A 16284-nucleotide genomic window follows, 5' to 3' on the forward strand; every position below is an offset into this window, starting at 1 on the left:
ATTCATCCCCCGGCGGGTTTATGAGCTCATGCTGAGGCGCGCAGCGATCCTGCACAGTCATCGGCCACTTCCGGACACACGGCCAACCCCGAGTGCTCCAGACGTCATACAGAAGCTCACTTTCCCCTTGATATCTGATTAGCCGCCCGGAGTGCTCCATGCCTGATTACCGCTCGAAAACATCCACCCACGGCCGCAACATGGCCGGCGCCCGCGCATTGTGGCGCGCCACGGGGATGAAGGATGACGACTTCAAGAAGCCGATCATCGCCGTTGCCAACTCCTTCACCCAGTTCGTACCCGGTCACGTACACCTCAAGGACCTGGGCCAACTGGTTGCCCGCGAGATCGAACGCGCCGGCGGTGTGGCCAAGGAATTCAACACCATTGCCGTGGACGACGGCATCGCCATGGGTCACGACGGCATGCTTTATTCGCTGCCGAGCCGGGAGATCATCGCCGACTCCGTCGAATACATGGTCAACGCCCATTGCGCCGACGCCATCGTGTGCATTTCCAACTGCGACAAGATCACCCCCGGCATGCTCATGGCGGCCCTGCGCCTCAACATCCCGGTGATCTTCGTGTCCGGCGGCCCGATGGAAGCCGGCAAGACCAAGCTCGCCAGCCACGGCCTGGACCTAGTGGATGCCATGGTCATCGCTGCCGACTCCAGCGCCTCCGACGAGAAGGTCGCCGAGTACGAACGCAGCGCTTGCCCGACCTGCGGTTCGTGCTCCGGCATGTTCACCGCCAACTCGATGAACTGCCTGACCGAAGCCCTGGGCCTGGCCCTGCCGGGCAACGGTTCGACCCTGGCCACCCACAGCGATCGCGAACAGCTGTTCCTGCAGGCCGGCCGGACCATCGTCGAACTGTGCAAGCGCTACTACGGCGAGAACGACGAGTCGGTGTTGCCGCGCAACATCGCCAACTTCAAGGCGTTCGAAAACGCCATGACCCTGGACATCGCCATGGGCGGTTCCACCAATACCATCCTGCACCTGCTGGCCGCCGCCCAGGAAGCCGAGATCGATTTCGACCTGCGCGACATCGACCGCCTGTCCCGGAACGTGCCACAGCTGTGCAAGGTTGCGCCGAACATCCAGAAGTACCACATGGAAGATGTGCACCGTGCCGGGGGGATCATCAGCATCCTCGGCTCCCTGGCCCGTGGCGGCCTGTTGCACACCGACCTGCCGACCGTGCACAGCAGGACCATGGCCGAAGCCATCGCCAAATGGGACATCACCCAGACCACCGACGAAGCCGTGCACCACTTCTTCAAGGCCGGCCCGGCGGGCATTCCGACGCAAACCGCGTTCAGCCAGTCGACGCGCTGGGAAACCCTGGACGACGACCGTGAAAATGGTTGCATCCGCAGCGTCGAGCACGCCTACTCCAAGGAGGGCGGCCTGGCCGTGCTCTACGGCAACATCGCCCTGGACGGCTGCGTGGTGAAAACCGCCGGCGTCGACGAGTCGATCCACGTGTTCGAAGGCAACGCCAAGATCTTCGAAAGCCAGGACAGCGCCGTGCGCGGGATCCTTGCCGACGAAGTGAAGGCCGGCGATATCGTGATCATCCGCTACGAAGGCCCGAAAGGTGGCCCGGGCATGCAGGAAATGCTCTACCCAACCTCCTACCTCAAGTCCAAGGGCCTGGGCAAAGCCTGCGCCCTGCTGACCGACGGCCGTTTCTCCGGTGGCACCTCGGGCCTGTCCATCGGCCACGCTTCGCCTGAAGCCGCCTCTGGCGGTGCCATCGGCCTGGTGCGCGACGGCGACAAAGTGCTGATCGACATTCCGAACCGCTCGATCAACCTGTTGATCAGCGACGAAGAACTGGCCGCGCGCCGCGTCGAACAGGACAAGAAAGGTTGGAAGCCGGCGGAAGTGCGTCCACGTAAAGTGACCACCGCCCTCAAGGCCTACGCGTTGCTCGCTACCAGCGCCGACAAGGGCGCGGTGCGTAACAAGGCGATGCTGGGTTAGGAGCAGCTATGAGCTGCAAGCTTCAAGCTGCAAGCGAAAGGCACACCTGCTCTCGCTTGTAGCTTGTAGCTTGTAGCTTGTAGCTTGTAGCTTGTAGCTCGCGACTTACTGAATATCCTCAGGCTTGACGATCACCCAATTCTTGTCCGCCGTAACCGGCAGCCCTTCCTTGGCCTGGGCGGCAGCATGCTTGGCCATCATGCCGTTGATCTGGGTCATGTACTTGTCCTTGCGGTTGACCCACAGGTGGATACCGCCCTTGGCCACGTCCACGTCGTGGAACAGCATGTAGCCGTCACTGCTCGGCGTATCGCCGCCCACCAGGACCGGTTTTTTCCACTCATCGATATAGGTCAGGATCGCTGCGTGCTTGCCGGCCATCCAGGTTGCCGGGGTCCACAGGTAAGGCGTGTATTCCAGGTCCAGGTTGGCCTTCTCGTCATACTTGCCGGCGGTGATCTGCTTGCGAGCGGTGGTCAGCTCGCCGGTCTTGCGATCCTTGAGCAGCGTGGTCACGCCGATGACGTTCTGCGGCTTGAGGTTGTAGCCGTACTTCGGATCGGCGGCGACCATGCGCACCAACTCTTCCGACGCCGCGGTCATGACATAGACCTCGATGCCGTTTTCCATCAGCTTGTTGTACAGCTCGGCCTGGCCGGTGAAGACTTTCGGTGGGTTGACGTTGTAGTTCACCACCTTGTCGCCGTCGTAATACGTGGTCGGTACAGGCTTGCCGGACGCCATCAGCTCGTCGACGTAGCCCTTGAGTTCCTTGAGCGTGAAGCCGGAGAACACCTGGGCCACCCATGGGTAGCAGACCATGTCGTCCACTTCGCAGAGGCGGTAGTAGTAACTGAACAGGCTTTCCTTGTGATCGGCCGTGTCCTTGAATGGAATCAGCTTCAGGGAGGGATCCAGGGTTTCCCGGGTGATGAGGCCCTTGTTCTCCATGAACGGCAACAACGACTCTTCCAGGTCGTAGCGGTAACTGGTGTTGTCCATGTCGAACACCGCGAAGTTACCTTTGTTGGCGTTGGCCGCGATCATCGCATCCAGTGCCTTGGCCTGTTCCGCCGGCCAGTGCTTGAGTTCGGTGGCAAGTGCCTGGCCGGCGAGACCAAGGCTCAGGGCGACAGCGAGAAAACGAGGTACGAGCTTCATCGGCATTTCTCCCAGGTTCAAAGAATTCGACGCTAACAAATGCGCGTGACAGTCCTCGCCTGTCCGCGACTGCTTGCATCTCGAAAACGCCAGCGACGTACCTGCAAACGCCAAGTCCTTATTCCATAAACGACATTCAACATGCCTTTTTAGTATTAATTCATTATTTTTCAGGCTGTTAGGCTTTCCTGCTCGCAGTCGCGGCTTCAGGCGACTGGCAAGTCGTAACGGAGCTTTTTTTGATGAATCTGCCGCTGATCCTCAATCTGCTGGTATTCCTCGCCTTGCTGTTCGGCCTGGCGCAAACCCGTCATCGCAACTGGAGCTTGGCGAAAAAAGTCCTGCTGGCGCTGGTGCTGGGCGTGGCATTCGGGATTGCCCTGCACACGGTCCATGGCGCCGGCAGTCCGGTGCTCAAAGCCTCCATCGGCTGGTTCGACCTGGTGGGCAACGGCTATGTGCAGTTGCTGCAAATGATCGTGATCCCGCTGGTCTTCGCCTCGATTCTCAGCGCCGTGGCCCGGCTGCATAACGCCTCGTCCCTGGGCAGGATCAGCTTCCTGACCATCGGCACACTGCTGTTCACCACGGCCATTGCGGCGCTGATCGGTATCGGCTTGACCAACCTGTTCGGCCTCACTGCCGAAGGGCTTGTGGCCGGCACCCAGGAGCTGGCGCGGCTGCAAGTGATCCAGAGCGATTACGCTGGCAAGGTCGCCGACCTGAACATTCCGCAATTGCTGCTCTCGTTCATTCCGCAGAATCCCTTCGCCGACCTGGCCCGGGCCAAGCCGACCTCGATCATCAGCGTTGTGATCTTCGCGGCCTTTCTGGGTGTCGCGGCGCTGCAACTGCTCAAGGATGACGTCGAGAGAGGTCAGAAAGTGATCGATGCCATCGACACCCTGCAAAGCTGGATCACGCGCCTGGTACGCCTGGTGATGAAGCTGACCCCGTATGGTGTATTGGCGTTGATGACCAAGGTGGTGGCCGGCTCCAACCTGCAGGACATCATCAAGCTGGGCAGTTTCGTGGTGGTTTCGTACCTGGGACTGGGCCTGATGTTCGTGGTCCACGGCCTGCTGGTGTCCGCCGCCGGGATCAACCCACTGCGCTTCTTCCGCAAGATCTGGCCGGTGCTGACCTTTGCCTTCACCAGCCGCTCCAGCGCCGCGACCATCCCCCTGAGCATCGAAGCCCAGACCCGGCGCCTTGGCATTCCGCGTTCCATTGCCAGTTTCAGTGCCTCGTTCGGCGCCACCATCGGCCAGAACGGTTGCGCCGGCCTTTACCCCGCCATGCTCGCTGTGATGGTTGCGCCAACGGTGGGCATCAACCCGTTGGATCCGGTGTGGATCGCCACCCTGGTTGCCATCGTGACCTTGAGCTCGGCCGGAGTGGCCGGCGTCGGTGGTGGTGCGACGTTCGCCGCGTTGATCGTGCTGCCGGCCATGGGTTTGCCGGTTTCACTGGTGGCGTTGCTGATTTCCGTCGAGCCGCTGATCGACATGGGGCGGACGGCATTGAACGTCAGCGGCTCGATCACCGCCGGGGCGATTACCAGCCAGGTGATGCAGCAAACCGACAAGGCCTTGCTGGGCGCGGAGGAGCAAGGGGAGTTGGTGCACGCCTGACACCGGCGCCTGGAAGATTGCATCGCGAGCAGGCTCGCTCCCACAGGAATAGCCGACCAACACAGATCCATTGTGGGAGCGAGCCTGCTCGCGATGCTTCTAGCGCTTCTCCCAAATCTCAAAGCTGTACGCCGGCTTATCCCCTTCCGCCGGGTTCGGCTGGTTCGAAACCAGTTCCCACCGGCTCGAATCAAACTCCGGAAACCATGCATCGCCTTCCGGGCTCAGTGCCACGCGGGTCAGGTACAGCCGATCCGCCTGCTCCAGGGCCTGGGCATACAGCTGGGCACCGCCGATCAGCATCAGCTCATCGACCCCCTGCTCCAGCGCCCACGCCTCGGCCCGCTCCACCGCGGCCTCCAGCGAGGAAAAGACTTCAGCGCCTTCGAGCACCAGCCCCGGCTGACGACTGACCACGATGTTCAAACGCCCCGGCAGCGGCCTACCGAGTGAGTCCCAGGTCTTGCGACCCATGATGATCGGCTTGCCCAGGGTGGTGGCCTTGAAATACTTGAAATCCCCCGGCAAGTGCCAGGGCATGCTGTTATCGACGCCGATCACACGGTTTTCACCGAGGGCTGCGATCAGGCTTAAGGGGAGAGTTTTTTTCATGGCGCCGAGGATAGCAGAGGCTCGGCGTACCCTGACAGGCGCCCAGCGGTTATCCTCAACGCTCATTTGCAACGGAAGCGCACGTGACTGTTCCCCTGACTGAACTGCAGAACCTCTGGCTGACCGAGACGGTACGCCTGCGAGAAGAACACGCAGGTCCACTCGAGGACCAGGAAGCCAATCGCCAGGCCCGCGCGGCGGGTGGCGATCTCGCGACCCGCATTCACCATCGCGCCCGTCGGCTGGCCGAGCGCGACGGCCTCGTCGAAGCCCTGCGCCATTGGCTGCAAGGGGCACGCCTGGCGTTGATCGTACTGGCCGTCTTCGCCATCTTCAGCGGTGCCGGCCTGGGGTTTGCCGCGCTCGGCGATGGTCGAACGCCCATCAACGTATTCTGGGCGCTCGGCAGCTTGTTGGGGCTGAACCTGATCCTGCTCATCGGCTGGACCCTGGGCCTGATATTCGCCGGGGAACAAGGCGCGACGCTGGGACGCCTGTGGCTGTGGCTCAGCGAAAAACTCGCCCGCGATGCCAAGGCCGCCCAACTGGCGCCGGCCTTGCTGCTCTTGCTGCAACGACACAAGCTCAATCGCTGGGCCCTCGGCATGCTGGTCAACGGCCTGTGGCTGCTGGCGATGCTCAGTGCGCTGGTCATCGTACTGCTGCTGATGGCGACCCGACGCTATGGCTTTGTCTGGGAAACCACCATTCTCGGCGGCGAAACCTTCGTCACCCTGACCCGCACCCTGGGCGCGTTGCCGGCGCTGTTGGGGTTCAGTGTTCCTACCGTCGAGATGATCCGCGCCAGCGGTGATGGCGCTCTGAGCATCGAAAGCGCCCGTCAGGCCTGGGCTGCATGGCTGGTGGGCGTGGTGCTGGTGTATGGCGTACTGCCGCGCCTGGGCCTGGCGCTGCTGTGCCTGTGGCGTTGGCGGCGCGGCCGCGCCAGCCTGCGCCTGGATTTGAACCTGCCGGGCTACGCGCAACTGCGCGAACACCTGATGCCCAGCAGTGAACGGCTGGGGGTCAACGACGCCGCGCCTGGGCAATTGCATCAGATCGAGCGGCCGGCTGGCACGATGGACAGCGCAGGGGCGCTGCTGGTGGCCATCGAGCTGGACGAACGGCCCTGGCCGCCGAAGCTGCCGGATTCAGTGAAAAGCGCCGGCGTCCTCGACAGCCGCGAGTCACGTCACAAGCTCCTCGAGCAGCTGTCGCGCTTTCCTCCGGCGCGCCTGGCGATTGCCTGCGATCCACGACGCTCACCGGACCGCGGCAGCCTGGCATTGATCGCCGAACTGGCCCGCAGCGCCAGTGCTACCCGCGTCTGGCTGTTGCAGGCGCCCCCCGGCGAGGCCCTGGATGCCGAGCGTCTGGGCGACTGGCACAACGCATTGCAACAGTTGCAGCTGCCGTTCGCCGACTGTGCGCCCTTGAACTGGCTGGAGAGCGGCCATGACTGAGCCCATGAAGCCGCTGAAACTGGCCGTGGTCGGCCACACCAATGTCGGCAAGACTTCGCTGCTGCGCACCCTGACCCGGGACGTCGGCTTTGGCGAAGTGTCCCATCGCCCGAGCACCACCCGGCACGTCGAGGGGGCGCGCCTGTCGGTGGACGGCGAAGCGCTGCTGGAGCTGTACGACACGCCGGGCCTGGAGGACGCCATTGCCTTGCTCGATTACCTCGAACGCCTGGAGCGTCCCGGTGAACGCCTGGACGGTCCGGCGCGCCTGGCCCGTTTCCTGGAGGGCAGCGAGGCGCGACAGCGCTTCGAGCAGGAAGCCAAAGTGCTGCGGCAACTGCTGGCCAGCGATGCCGGGCTCTACGTGATCGATGCCCGGGAGCCGGTACTGGCGAAGTACCGTGATGAACTGGAAGTCCTCGCCAGCTGCGGCAAACCGCTGCTGCCGGTGCTGAATTTCGTCAGCAGTGCCCAGCACCGCGAACCTGACTGGCGCGAGGCCCTGGCCCGCCTCGGGCTGCACGCCCTGGTGCGCTTCGACAGCGTGGCACCGCCCGAGGATGGCGAGCGGCGTCTGTATGAAAGCCTCGCGTTGTTGTTGGAAAACGCGCGCGGCCAGCTGGAACGACTGGTCGCCGATCAACAGGCCCAACGCCTGGCCCGCCAGCAGAGCGCAGCGCGCTTGATCGCCGAGTTGCTGATCGATTGCGCCGCCTGCCGACGCAGCGTGACCAGCGACGCCGAGCTGGAGCGCCAGGCCATCAGCGAGCTGCGCAACGCGGTGCGCCAACGGGAACAGCGCTGCGTCGAGGCCTTGCTCAAGCTCTACGCCTTCCGTCCCCAGGACGCCGCGGCCAGTGATCTACCGCTGCTCGATGGGCGCTGGGGCGATGACCTGTTCAACCCGGCAACCCTCAAGCAACTGGGCGTACGGGTCGGTGGCGGAATCGCGGCCGGGGCGGCAGCCGGGGCGGGTGTGGATTTGCTGGTGGGCGGCCTGACCCTCGGCGCCGCCGCCCTGGTCGGCGCCATTGCCGGCGGCGCGCTGCAAACCGCCCGCGGCTATGGCAACCGGTTGATGGGCAAGCTCAAGGGCCAGCGGGAACTGACGGTGGACGATAGCGTGCTGCGCCTGCTGGCCCTGCGCCAACGGCAACTGCTGCAGGCCCTGAACCAGCGCGGCCATGCGGCACTGGAGAGCATTCGGATCGACACGCCCCAGGACAAGGGCTGGCGCGAGGGCAAACTGCCCGAAGCGTTGAACAAGGCCCGGGCGTATCCGCAGTGGTCATCGCTCAACGCCCATCCAAGGTTGAGCCAGGCCGAGCGGCAGGAGCAGATCGAGCAGTTGGCTGGACAGCTCTGAACGACACAAACCCCTGTGGCGAGGGGATTTATCCCCGCTGGGGTGCGCAGCGCCCCTAAAACCTGACACCGCGGTGTGTCAGATGGGCCGCATCAATCCTTTTGGGGGCGCTTCGCACCCCAGCGGGGATAAATCCCCTCGCCACAGGAAAGCGGTTGTGTCAGGTGGAGATCAAGGCTTTGAGCGCCGCCGCAGCCTCAGCCAACTCCAACTCACTGAACACCCGTACTCCGTGACGCTTGAGCAACGCCGCCGTCACGCCTTCGCCAGGGACTTTCACGCCGCCGAACGTCCCATCATAAGTCAGCAGGTTGCCGCAGGACGGGCTGTTGGCCTTGAGCACGGCGATCCGTATACCGTGCTCACGGACCAGCTCCAGGGCCTGGTACGCACCCGACAGGAACTGCGCACTCACGTCCTCGCCCTCGGTGGTCATTACTGCCGCCTGGCCATCGAGCACCCGTGCGCCCTGCCCGCCGGGGATTTCCGCCGCCGCCCGAGGCGTGGGCAAGCCGCCGGCGACTTCCGGGCACAGCGGCACGACGCGGCCTTCGTCGACCCACTGCTGGAGTTGCTCGAATGGCCCGCTGGCAGCACCGTCATAACGCACACGATGTCCGAGCAGGCAACGACTGACCAGAATCTTTTCCATGCTCAGAACAACTCGTTGCCACGGCGCCGGAACCAGCCGGTCAAGGACAGGCGGTCCCGCGTGGCCGGCAGGACTTCATGGGGGATATTCCCCGACAGGAAGACCACCAGGCAGCCGCCGGTGGGCACCACGTCCTGCTCCCGTCCTTCATCCAGGTACATGCGTAGCTGGCCGCCATGCTCCGGCAACCAGCCGTCATTGAGGTAGAGCACCGCCGACACCATGCGCCGGTCGTCGTCACGGAAGCGGTCGACGTGCTTGAGGTAGAACGCACCGGGCGGGTATAGGGCGAAGTGGCTTTCGAAATCCTCCAGGCCCAGGAAGAGCCCACGGTTCAACGCCTCGCGCAGGCTGTCCATCAGCCCCAGGTAACGGTCACAGGCCTCGGCCTGGCCGGGCTCGATCCACTGGATGCGATCACCTCGTATGCCTTCGCGGATCTCCGAAGACAAGCCGCGCCCGACCGCAGCGGGAGCCAGTTCGCCTTCGGCGGCACGCTGGCGACACTCGGCCGCCAGGGCACGGGTCAGCGCATCCGGCAGGAAGATGTTCTGCTGCGACCAGCCGCGCTCGGCCAGGTCATCGACGATACGTAACAGCAACGGGTGATCAGATGGTATTTGCATGGCGCGCATAGTATGCCTGTACCCGCAAAACCGACAGCGCCACGCAGCGGGTTTGCAGCGTCAGGTGGCACCGTCGTACGAACTTGATACGAATTCTCGACAAGTTCCCGCACCCCACGGAGAATAGTCGGCTGCTGACAGGAGTCCCTATGCGCCGTTTGCTTTTCTCACTGTTGATGTTCTGCGTTTTGCCCGCCTGGGCAGACAGCTACGACCAGTTGTACAAGGTCGCCGGCTGGCCGGAACAGCGGGCGCATTTCAACGATGCCTTGAGCGCCGCGCAACAGCGTTACCAGAACAGCCTGCCGCCGGCGGTTTTCCAGGCCCTGGTGAACAACAGCAATCAGCGCTTCGCCCCCCAGGCCATGGACCAGCGGGCCGAGGCGCAGATGCGCCGCAATCTTCGTGATCCGAACCCGGCCCTGGCATTTTTCCAGTCGCCCCTGGGCCGCAAGGTGGTGGCTGCCGAGTTGCTGGCGACCCGGCGCGATCAATTGGCAAAGAACGCCAAGGGCCTGCCCAAGATGCAGGCCAGCGACAACCGCCTGCTGATCATCGGCCACCTGGCCCAGGCCCTGCCTGCCCGCGAGGCCGGCGCCGAAGTCAGCCTGGCCATCGCCGGCGTGGCGGCCGACAGCCTGAGCTCGATGATCCCCGGCCTGCTGGGCGGCGGCCAGGCCCAGGGCATGTTGAACGGGCAGCGCCAGCGGCTGATGGATCAGATCGGCGCCGACCTCAACAACACGCTGCTTTACGTCTACCGTGACCTGAGCGATACCGAACTGGAGGAGTTTTCCACGTTTGCCGAATCGGCCGAGGGCCAGGCCTATTACCAGGCGGCCCTGGCGGCGATCCGGGCGGGGTTGGCGGTGGGGCAGAACCTCGGGCAGTAGAAACTTCAGCGCCTGCGATTCCGCCATCGCGAGCAGGCTCGCTCCCACACTGGACCTTCGGCGTTCGCAGAATCCAGGTTCACTCGATACCCCTGTGGGAGCGGGCCTGCTCGCGATAGGGCCCTTGGAGTCACCGCCGGATCCGGCTCATCCGCTTGGTCAGAAACCCGAACATCTCCTGCCGCATCGCCAGCACTTCATTGGCCAGGTGATGCCGGCCCTCGGGCAGCATCAACACCTGGGGCCGGTCGAACTTGCCGTGCAGCACTTGCAGATTGTGTTTCCAATCCACCGTCATGTCCGCCTGCCCCTGCACGATCAAGGGCCGGCGCGGGCTGCTCGGGGCGGCTTCGATTCGCTTGATCCATCGCCCCAACGCGCCCACCCAGGCGGTAGGCAGGCGCAGCGGTTGCAGCGGGTCGGCCTGCAGGAATGGCAGGAACTGCGGATCGGTGGAGTTTTCGCTGAAGCGCCGGGCGATGCCGGTCACGAAGGGCTTGAGCAGGTAATAACTCAGCCGCGACCAGCCCCAGGCCCGAGGACGCACCAAGGGCGACAACAGGATGACCTGGCCCTGGGCCGGGCTGCTTGCGCCCTGGTTGAGCACATGATCGACCACGATTGCGCCACCGGTGCTTTGCCCACAGAGGTGCCAGGGCTGCGGCAGGTCCAGCTTCCCGGCCTCGGCCAGCAGCCCCTGCAACGTGGCCTGGTACTCGGCGAAATCGTCGATGCTGGCGCGCTCGCCGCTCGACAGTCCATGGCCCGGCAGGTCGCAGGCGATCACCACGAACTGCTGCTCCAAAGCCCATTCGATCAAGTGCCGGTAGAGTCCCATGTGATCGTAGTAACCGTGGAACACGAACAGTGTTGCCACGGCTTTTTCCGGCCACCAGACCTGACCGACCAACTCATACCCGTCGATTTCGAAACGCCCAAGGCCCTTGCGCAAGGTCCGCTGGGGAAAATCCAAGCCATAGAATCGTTGATAGGCCTGCGCCTGCGCAGACAGCGGTTGCCACTGGGCCAACGGTTGCAGGCTGGCACGCAGGTGATCGGGGTCGAAAGTGGCAGGCATCGATATTTCCAGGCAAATGCACAAGGCGCGAAACAGACTTTGTAGACCTGCGATATTCATCTGTCGCGACAGGCATGGCAAGCTACGCGGCTTCAGAGGATGAATCCATGCGCCCGTCCCACCGCACAACCCTGCTTGCCGGTCTGCTTGCCCTTGGCTGCGCGGCCGTGTTGTGGGTCGCCTATGACTGGTTCCAGGGACGTTTCCTGCGGGCTTTCAGCCAACACACGGCAGTATTTTCCGGCGACCCTCTGCGCCTGCCGCCCGAGCTGGCCGGACCCGGCCCGATCCGCCTGGTGCACTTCTGGGATCCGGCCTGCCCGTGCAACGTCGGCAATCAGCAGCACCTGTCCGAACTGGTCGATAAATATGCATCACAGGGTGTCGAGTTCTATGCGGTACAGAAAGGCGGCACTCAAGGCCAGCTACCGACCACACTGAGCAGCCTAAAGCCGCTTCCGGCGTTGCCCGGCTCGGAGCAGATTCCCGCCAGCCCGGCCGTGGCGATCTGGAATCGCACCGGCGAACTGGCCTACTTCGGCCCCTACAGCGAAGGCCTGACCTGCAATTCGAGCAACAGCTTCATCGAACCGATTCTCGAGGCCTTGAACGTGGGGCGCGCCGTCAATGCAACCCACACGATGGCGGTGGGCTGTTATTGTCCATGGGGCAAGGACGCATCATCCGAATAAGGGAACACCATGAAACGCAGCCTCATCGCACTTCTGTCGTTGGTCGTCACCGCCATCATCGCCACCGGCGGTTACCTCTACAGCAAGCAGCCCACCCGCCAGGGCACGGTGCAGTTGCAGGGGCTGCAAGGCTCGGCGACCGTGCGCTACGACGAGCGCGGCGTACCCCATATCCGCGCCGAGAACGAAGCCGACCTGTACCGCGCGCTCGGTTATGTGCATGCCCAGGATCGGCTGTTCCAGATGGAAGTCATGCGCCGCCTCGCCCGTGGCGAGCTCGCCGAGGTGCTGGGGCCGAAACTGCTCGACACCGATAAGCTGATGCGCAGCCTGCGTATCCGCGAGCGCGCCGCCCGCTACGTGGCGGAACAGGACCCTCAGTCCCCGGCCTGGATCGCGATGCAGGCGTATCTCGATGGTATCAACCGCTACCAGGAAAGCCACGCCCGGCCGGTGGAGTTCGATGTCCTGGGCATTCCCAAGCGCCCGTTCACCGCCGAAGATACGGTGAGCATCACCGGTTACATGGCCTACAGCTTCGCCGCCGCCTTTCGCACCGAACCGCTGCTGACCTATGTGCGCGATCAACTGGGCACCGACTACCTGAATATTTTCGATCTCGACTGGCAGCCCAAGGGCGTGTTGGGCGAGCACCGTAAATCTGCCCTACCCCTGGCCGACGCCGACTGGAAAGGCCTCGACGCCCTGGCTCGCTTGAGCGAACAGGCCCTGGTCGGAAGCGGCCTGCCGCAATTCGAAGGCAGCAATGCCTGGGCCGTCGCCGGCAGCCATACCCGCAGCGGCAAACCTGTGTTGGCGGGCGACCCGCACATCCGCTTTTCCGCTCCCTCGGTGTGGTACGAAGCCCATCTTTCGGCGCCGGGCTTCGAACTCTACGGGCACTACCAGGCATTGTTGCCGTTTGCGACCCTGGGTATGAACACGGATTTCGGCTGGAGCGTCACCATGTTCCAGAACGACGACCTGGACCTGATTGCCGAGAAGGTCAACCCGGACAACCCCGAACAGGTCTGGTATCGCGACCGGTGGGTCGACATAACCCGCAGCGAACAGCAGATCGCGGTAAAAGGCCAGGCGCCGGTGACGCTGGTGCTGCGCCAGTCGCCCCACGGCCCGATCGTCAACGATGTGCTCGGCGCCAATGCCGGCAATACGCCGATTGCCATGTGGTGGGGTTTTCTGGAAAGCCGCAATCCGATCCTCGAGGCCTTCTACCAGCTCAACCGCGCCGACACACTGGCCAAGGCCCGCGGAGCGTCGGCCAAGATCCATGCACCGGGGCTGAATATCGTCTGGGCCAATGCCAAGGGCGATATCGGCTGGTGGGCCGCAGCCCAGTTGCCCAAGCGCCCGGCGGGAGCGAAGCCCGGCTTCCTGCTCGATGGCAGCAGCCCGGAGGCGGAGAAGGAAGGCTTCTACCCTTTCAGCAATAATCCCCAGGAGGAGAACCCGGCCCGCGGCTATATCGTGTCGGCGAATTTCCAGCCGGTTTCACCCGGGGGTATCGAGATTCCGGGGTACTACAACCTCCCCGACCGTGGGCAGCAACTCAATCTCCAGCTCAGCGACAAACAGGCGAAGTGGGACATCGAAACCACCCGCAAGCTGCAACTGGGCACCACCACCGCCTATGGCCCGCGCTTGCTGGCGCCTTTGCTACCGGTGTTGAGGGAAGTGGTCAGCGATCCACAGGAGCGCAAATGGGTGGAACAACTGGCCCAGTGGCAGGGCGATTACCCGCTGGATTCCATCAGCGCCACGCTGTTCAACCAGTTCCTGTTCAATCTGGCGGATGCCGCCCTGCACGATGAACTGGGAGATGGCTTTTTCGACACCGCGCTGTCGACCCGAGTGATCGACGCCGCACTGCCGCGCCTGGCCGCCTCGGCGGACTCGCCCTGGTGGGATGACCGCACCACCCTGGGCAAGGAAACCCGTAGCGACATCGTCAAAACAGCCTGGAGCAAGAGCCTGGCGCACCTGAAGGCCACCTTCGGTGGCGATGCCACGCAATGGCAATGGGGCAATGCCCATACCCTCACGCACGGGCATCCACTGGGCATGCAGAAACCGTTGGACCGGATCTTCAACGTCGGCCCGTTCGCCGCGCCCGGTACCCATGAAGTACCCAACAACCTCTCCGCCAGGATCGGCCCGGCACCCTGGCCGGTCACGTACGGCCCGTCCACCCGGCGCATCATCGATTTCGCCGACCCGACCCACAGCGTCACCATCAACCCGGTCGGCCAGAGCGGCGTGCCGTTCGACAAGTATTACGCCGACCAGGCCGAAGCCTACATCGAGGGCTTGTATCACCAGGCGCACCTGGCCGAGGAAGAAGTGACCGCCAACACCCATGACACCCTGAAGCTGTTGCCGGCCAGGACAACGCCCTGAGTCGGCGGCATTCATTTTTTTCCGCCACCGACAGGCTTGATCGTCATTGTTGGTCAAGACTAAAGGGGTTTCTCTTCATCCACCCCCAAATGGAGTCATTGCGATGTTCAATAACTGGTCCGAACTGCTGCCCACCATCAAGAGCGCCTTTGGTGCCTTGGGCAAGAGCAACCCGAAAATGGTCAAGGCCTACATGGCTCTGGATGAAGCCGCGGCCGAGAACAATGTGCTCGATGCCAAGACCCGGGAACTGATCTCCATCGCCGTGGCGATCACCACCCGCTGTGACGGTTGCATCGGCGTACACACCGACGCTGCCATCAAGGCCGGTGCCACCCGCGAAGAAATCGCCGCGACCCTGGCCACTGCCGTTTCATTGAATGCCGGCGCGGCCTACATCTACTCGCTACGGGCGTTGGAGGCCCATGACACGCTGAAGAAATGACCTAGGCTCTGTACGAAAAGTCTTGAGACGCAGGTCAGGCAAGGCGAAAACAGCCGAGGAACGCCCGGGGTCGCGTCCGACTGTACTGGAGTACATGAGCATTCCGAGGCTGTTTTCAACGCAGCATGAACGAGTATCAAGGCTTTTCGTACAGAGCCTAGGCAATTGCTGCGAAATTGAGCCTGAACTGTTGCGGCGTTACGCCCAGCCTGCGATTGAAGACGTTGCGCATGTGCTGGGCATCGCGAAAGCCACATTGCCAGGCCACGGTCTTGAGCGGGGCCCGGGTGCTTTCCAGCATTATGCGGGCTGCGTCTACCCGGGCCCGCTCGACAAACTCCGCCGGGGTGACCTGGGCTTCCCGAGTGAACACCCGGGAAAAGTTGCGCTGGCTCATGTTCGCGGCATTGGCCAGATCGGCGAGACCCAAGTCACCGTTCAGGTTTGCCAGTACATAGGCCTGGACCCGGGCCACGGCTGATGTCGGCGTGGCATGGGGAACCAGAAAAGGGCTGAACTGCGATTGCCCGCCTGAACGCTGGGTAAATACCACCAGCCGCTTGGCTACGCTCAGAGCCACGTCCGCTCCATGATCCTGCGCCAACAGGAACAACGACAGGTCGATCCCTGCGGTGACCCCGGCCGAGGTATAGAGCGCGCCGTCCTGCACGTACAGGCGATCCGCTTCGACCCGGGTCGAGGGACACAGCTGCGCCAGCGCCCCGGCATCGCCCCAATGGGTGGTGACGGTCCGCCCCTCCAGCAACCCGGCCCTGGCGAGCATGAACGCGCCGTTGCAGATCGAGCCAAAGCGCCGCGCCCGCCCACAGGCCCCGCGCAACCAGGCATCGAACGTCGCGCCGAAATCCATGAACGGCAAATGCGGCCCGCCCGCCACCAACAGCAGGTCATACGCCTGTGTAGCTTCACTGAAGTGACGATGAGCGTTGAGGGACAGACCGTTGGAACAGGCAACTGCTCCCGGCTCGACCCCGATGACCTCAAGCCGATAATGCTCCTCTGGCGCCAGGAACCGATTGGCCTCGCAGAACGCATCCATGGGGCCGCTCACGTCCAGTGACTGGACGCCAGCGAACACCACGACCGCAACCGTTTTTTCCATGGATGCCTGCTTGCCTTCGAGTTGGACGGGATCACAGCCTACGCTAGCCAATCCATCAGCAGGACGCCACTTGGCACGAAACCGAGGCTCATTGGCATGGATCGCAGCCATGGAGAGATTGTTGCGT

At 63.4% G+C, this 16284-nt stretch carries 14 protein-coding genes; 8 read left to right on the forward strand and 6 right to left on the reverse strand.

Annotated elements, in window-relative coordinates; translation table 11 throughout:
• Positions 1-158: 158 nt before the first annotated feature.
• Positions 159-1994 carry a dihydroxy-acid dehydratase gene (gene ilvD / locus N005_RS18150; protein ID WP_047702476.1) on the forward strand — a complete coding sequence of 612 codons (1836 nt, stop codon included), beginning with the start codon at positions 159-161 and terminating at the stop codon, positions 1992-1994.
• A 105-nt stretch (positions 1995-2099) separates the two neighbouring features.
• Here the strand turns inward: ilvD and N005_RS18155 are convergent, their stop codons facing one another.
• Complete coding sequence (locus tag N005_RS18155) at positions 2100-3155, reverse strand: HAD family hydrolase (protein WP_047702477.1); 1056 nt, start codon at positions 3153-3155, stop codon at positions 2100-2102.
• A gap of 242 nt (positions 3156-3397) precedes the next feature.
• On the opposite strand from N005_RS18155, the gene N005_RS18160 reads away from it, so the two are divergent.
• Positions 3398-4789, forward strand: coding sequence for an L-cystine transporter (locus N005_RS18160; protein ID WP_047702478.1), 1392 nt, complete (start codon positions 3398-3400; stop codon positions 4787-4789).
• A gap of 99 nt (positions 4790-4888) precedes the next feature.
• Here the strand turns inward: N005_RS18160 and N005_RS18165 are convergent, their stop codons facing one another.
• Positions 4889-5401, reverse strand: coding sequence for a dihydrofolate reductase (locus tag N005_RS18165; protein WP_047702479.1), 513 nt, complete (start codon positions 5399-5401; stop codon positions 4889-4891).
• A 95-nt stretch (positions 5402-5496) separates the two neighbouring features.
• Here N005_RS18165 and N005_RS18170 point away from each other — a divergent pair, with 95 nt between their 5' ends.
• Positions 5497-6864 (forward strand): DUF2868 domain-containing protein, encoded by a 1368-nt coding sequence (locus N005_RS18170; RefSeq protein ID WP_047702796.1) that lies wholly within the window; start codon positions 5497-5499, stop codon positions 6862-6864.
• Positions 6857-8230 (forward strand): GTPase/DUF3482 domain-containing protein, encoded by a 1374-nt coding sequence (locus N005_RS18175; protein ID WP_047702480.1) that lies wholly within the window; start codon positions 6857-6859, stop codon positions 8228-8230. The genes N005_RS18170 and N005_RS18175 overlap by 8 nt, the downstream gene beginning before the upstream one ends.
• Before the next feature lie 160 nt (positions 8231-8390).
• Here the strand turns inward: N005_RS18175 and N005_RS18180 are convergent, their stop codons facing one another.
• Together N005_RS18180 and N005_RS18185 are read right to left on the reverse strand one after the other, a co-directional pair.
• A complete protein-coding gene (locus N005_RS18180; protein ID WP_047702481.1) occupies positions 8391-8882 on the reverse strand; it encodes a 2-thiouracil desulfurase family protein in 492 nt (163 codons plus the stop codon).
• Positions 8883-8884: 2 nt separating this feature from the next.
• Positions 8885-9517, reverse strand: a complete 633-nt coding sequence (locus N005_RS18185; RefSeq protein ID WP_047702482.1) for a 2OG-Fe(II) oxygenase — start codon at positions 9515-9517, stop codon at positions 8885-8887.
• 140 nt (positions 9518-9657) lie between these two features.
• Here N005_RS18185 and N005_RS18190 point away from each other — a divergent pair, with 140 nt between their 5' ends.
• Positions 9658-10401: a DUF2059 domain-containing protein gene (locus tag N005_RS18190; protein ID WP_047702483.1), complete on the forward strand. Its 744-nt coding sequence runs from the start codon at positions 9658-9660 to the stop codon at positions 10399-10401.
• A gap of 130 nt (positions 10402-10531) precedes the next feature.
• Here N005_RS18190 and bipL read toward each other — a convergent pair whose 3' ends face one another.
• The gene (gene bipL / locus N005_RS18195) at positions 10532-11479 is read right to left on the reverse strand and encodes a phospholipase BipL (protein WP_047702484.1); all 948 of its coding nucleotides are present in this window, start codon (positions 11477-11479) and stop codon (positions 10532-10534) included.
• A 107-nt stretch (positions 11480-11586) separates the two neighbouring features.
• Here bipL and N005_RS18200 point away from each other — a divergent pair, with 107 nt between their 5' ends.
• The 3 genes from N005_RS18200 (at position 11587) to N005_RS18210 (ending at position 15034) form a co-directional block, all read left to right on the forward strand.
• Positions 11587-12171 carry a DUF6436 domain-containing protein gene (locus tag N005_RS18200; RefSeq protein ID WP_047702485.1) on the forward strand — a complete coding sequence of 195 codons (585 nt, stop codon included), beginning with the start codon at positions 11587-11589 and terminating at the stop codon, positions 12169-12171.
• 9 nt (positions 12172-12180) lie between these two features.
• Positions 12181-14589 (forward strand): penicillin acylase family protein, encoded by a 2409-nt coding sequence (locus N005_RS18205; protein WP_047702486.1) that lies wholly within the window; start codon positions 12181-12183, stop codon positions 14587-14589.
• A gap of 103 nt (positions 14590-14692) precedes the next feature.
• Positions 14693-15034, forward strand: a complete 342-nt coding sequence (locus N005_RS18210) for a carboxymuconolactone decarboxylase family protein (protein WP_024780471.1) — start codon at positions 14693-14695, stop codon at positions 15032-15034.
• 157 nt (positions 15035-15191) lie between these two features.
• Here the strand turns inward: N005_RS18210 and N005_RS18215 are convergent, their stop codons facing one another.
• Entirely contained in the window at positions 15192-16157 is a 966-nt protein-coding gene (locus N005_RS18215) for a GlxA family transcriptional regulator (protein ID WP_047702487.1), read from the reverse strand.
• Between the last annotated feature and the right edge of the window lie 127 nt (positions 16158-16284).

The sequence above is a fragment of the Pseudomonas mediterranea CFBP 5447 genome, assembly GCF_000774145.1.
Lineage (GTDB): Bacteria > Pseudomonadota > Gammaproteobacteria > Pseudomonadales > Pseudomonadaceae > Aquipseudomonas > Aquipseudomonas mediterranea.

What these genes read in the sequence shown, in the direction of transcription:
- N005_RS18185 (WP_047702482.1), bottom strand. Translation starts at nt 9,517, where the DNA reads ATGCGCGCCATGCAAATACCATCTGATCACCCGTTGCTGTTACGTATC.
- bipL (WP_047702484.1), bottom strand. Translation starts at nt 11,479, where the DNA reads ATGCCTGCCACTTTCGACCCCGATCACCTGCGTGCCAGCCTGCAACCG.
- N005_RS18180 (WP_047702481.1), bottom strand. Translation starts at nt 8,882, where the DNA reads ATGGAAAAGATTCTGGTCAGTCGTTGCCTGCTCGGACATCGTGTGCGT.
- N005_RS18175 (WP_047702480.1), top strand. Translation starts at nt 6,857, where the DNA reads ATGACTGAGCCCATGAAGCCGCTGAAACTGGCCGTGGTCGGCCACACC.
- N005_RS18160 (WP_047702478.1), top strand. Translation starts at nt 3,398, where the DNA reads ATGAATCTGCCGCTGATCCTCAATCTGCTGGTATTCCTCGCCTTGCTG.
- N005_RS18210 (WP_024780471.1), top strand. Translation starts at nt 14,693, where the DNA reads ATGTTCAATAACTGGTCCGAACTGCTGCCCACCATCAAGAGCGCCTTT.
- N005_RS18165 (WP_047702479.1), bottom strand. Translation starts at nt 5,401, where the DNA reads ATGAAAAAAACTCTCCCCTTAAGCCTGATCGCAGCCCTCGGTGAAAAC.
- N005_RS18215 (WP_047702487.1), bottom strand. Translation starts at nt 16,157, where the DNA reads ATGGAAAAAACGGTTGCGGTCGTGGTGTTCGCTGGCGTCCAGTCACTG.
- N005_RS18200 (WP_047702485.1), top strand. Translation starts at nt 11,587, where the DNA reads ATGCGCCCGTCCCACCGCACAACCCTGCTTGCCGGTCTGCTTGCCCTT.
- ilvD (WP_047702476.1), top strand. Translation starts at nt 159, where the DNA reads ATGCCTGATTACCGCTCGAAAACATCCACCCACGGCCGCAACATGGCC.
- N005_RS18155 (WP_047702477.1), bottom strand. Translation starts at nt 3,155, where the DNA reads ATGAAGCTCGTACCTCGTTTTCTCGCTGTCGCCCTGAGCCTTGGTCTC.
- N005_RS18190 (WP_047702483.1), top strand. Translation starts at nt 9,658, where the DNA reads ATGCGCCGTTTGCTTTTCTCACTGTTGATGTTCTGCGTTTTGCCCGCC.
- N005_RS18205 (WP_047702486.1), top strand. Translation starts at nt 12,181, where the DNA reads ATGAAACGCAGCCTCATCGCACTTCTGTCGTTGGTCGTCACCGCCATC.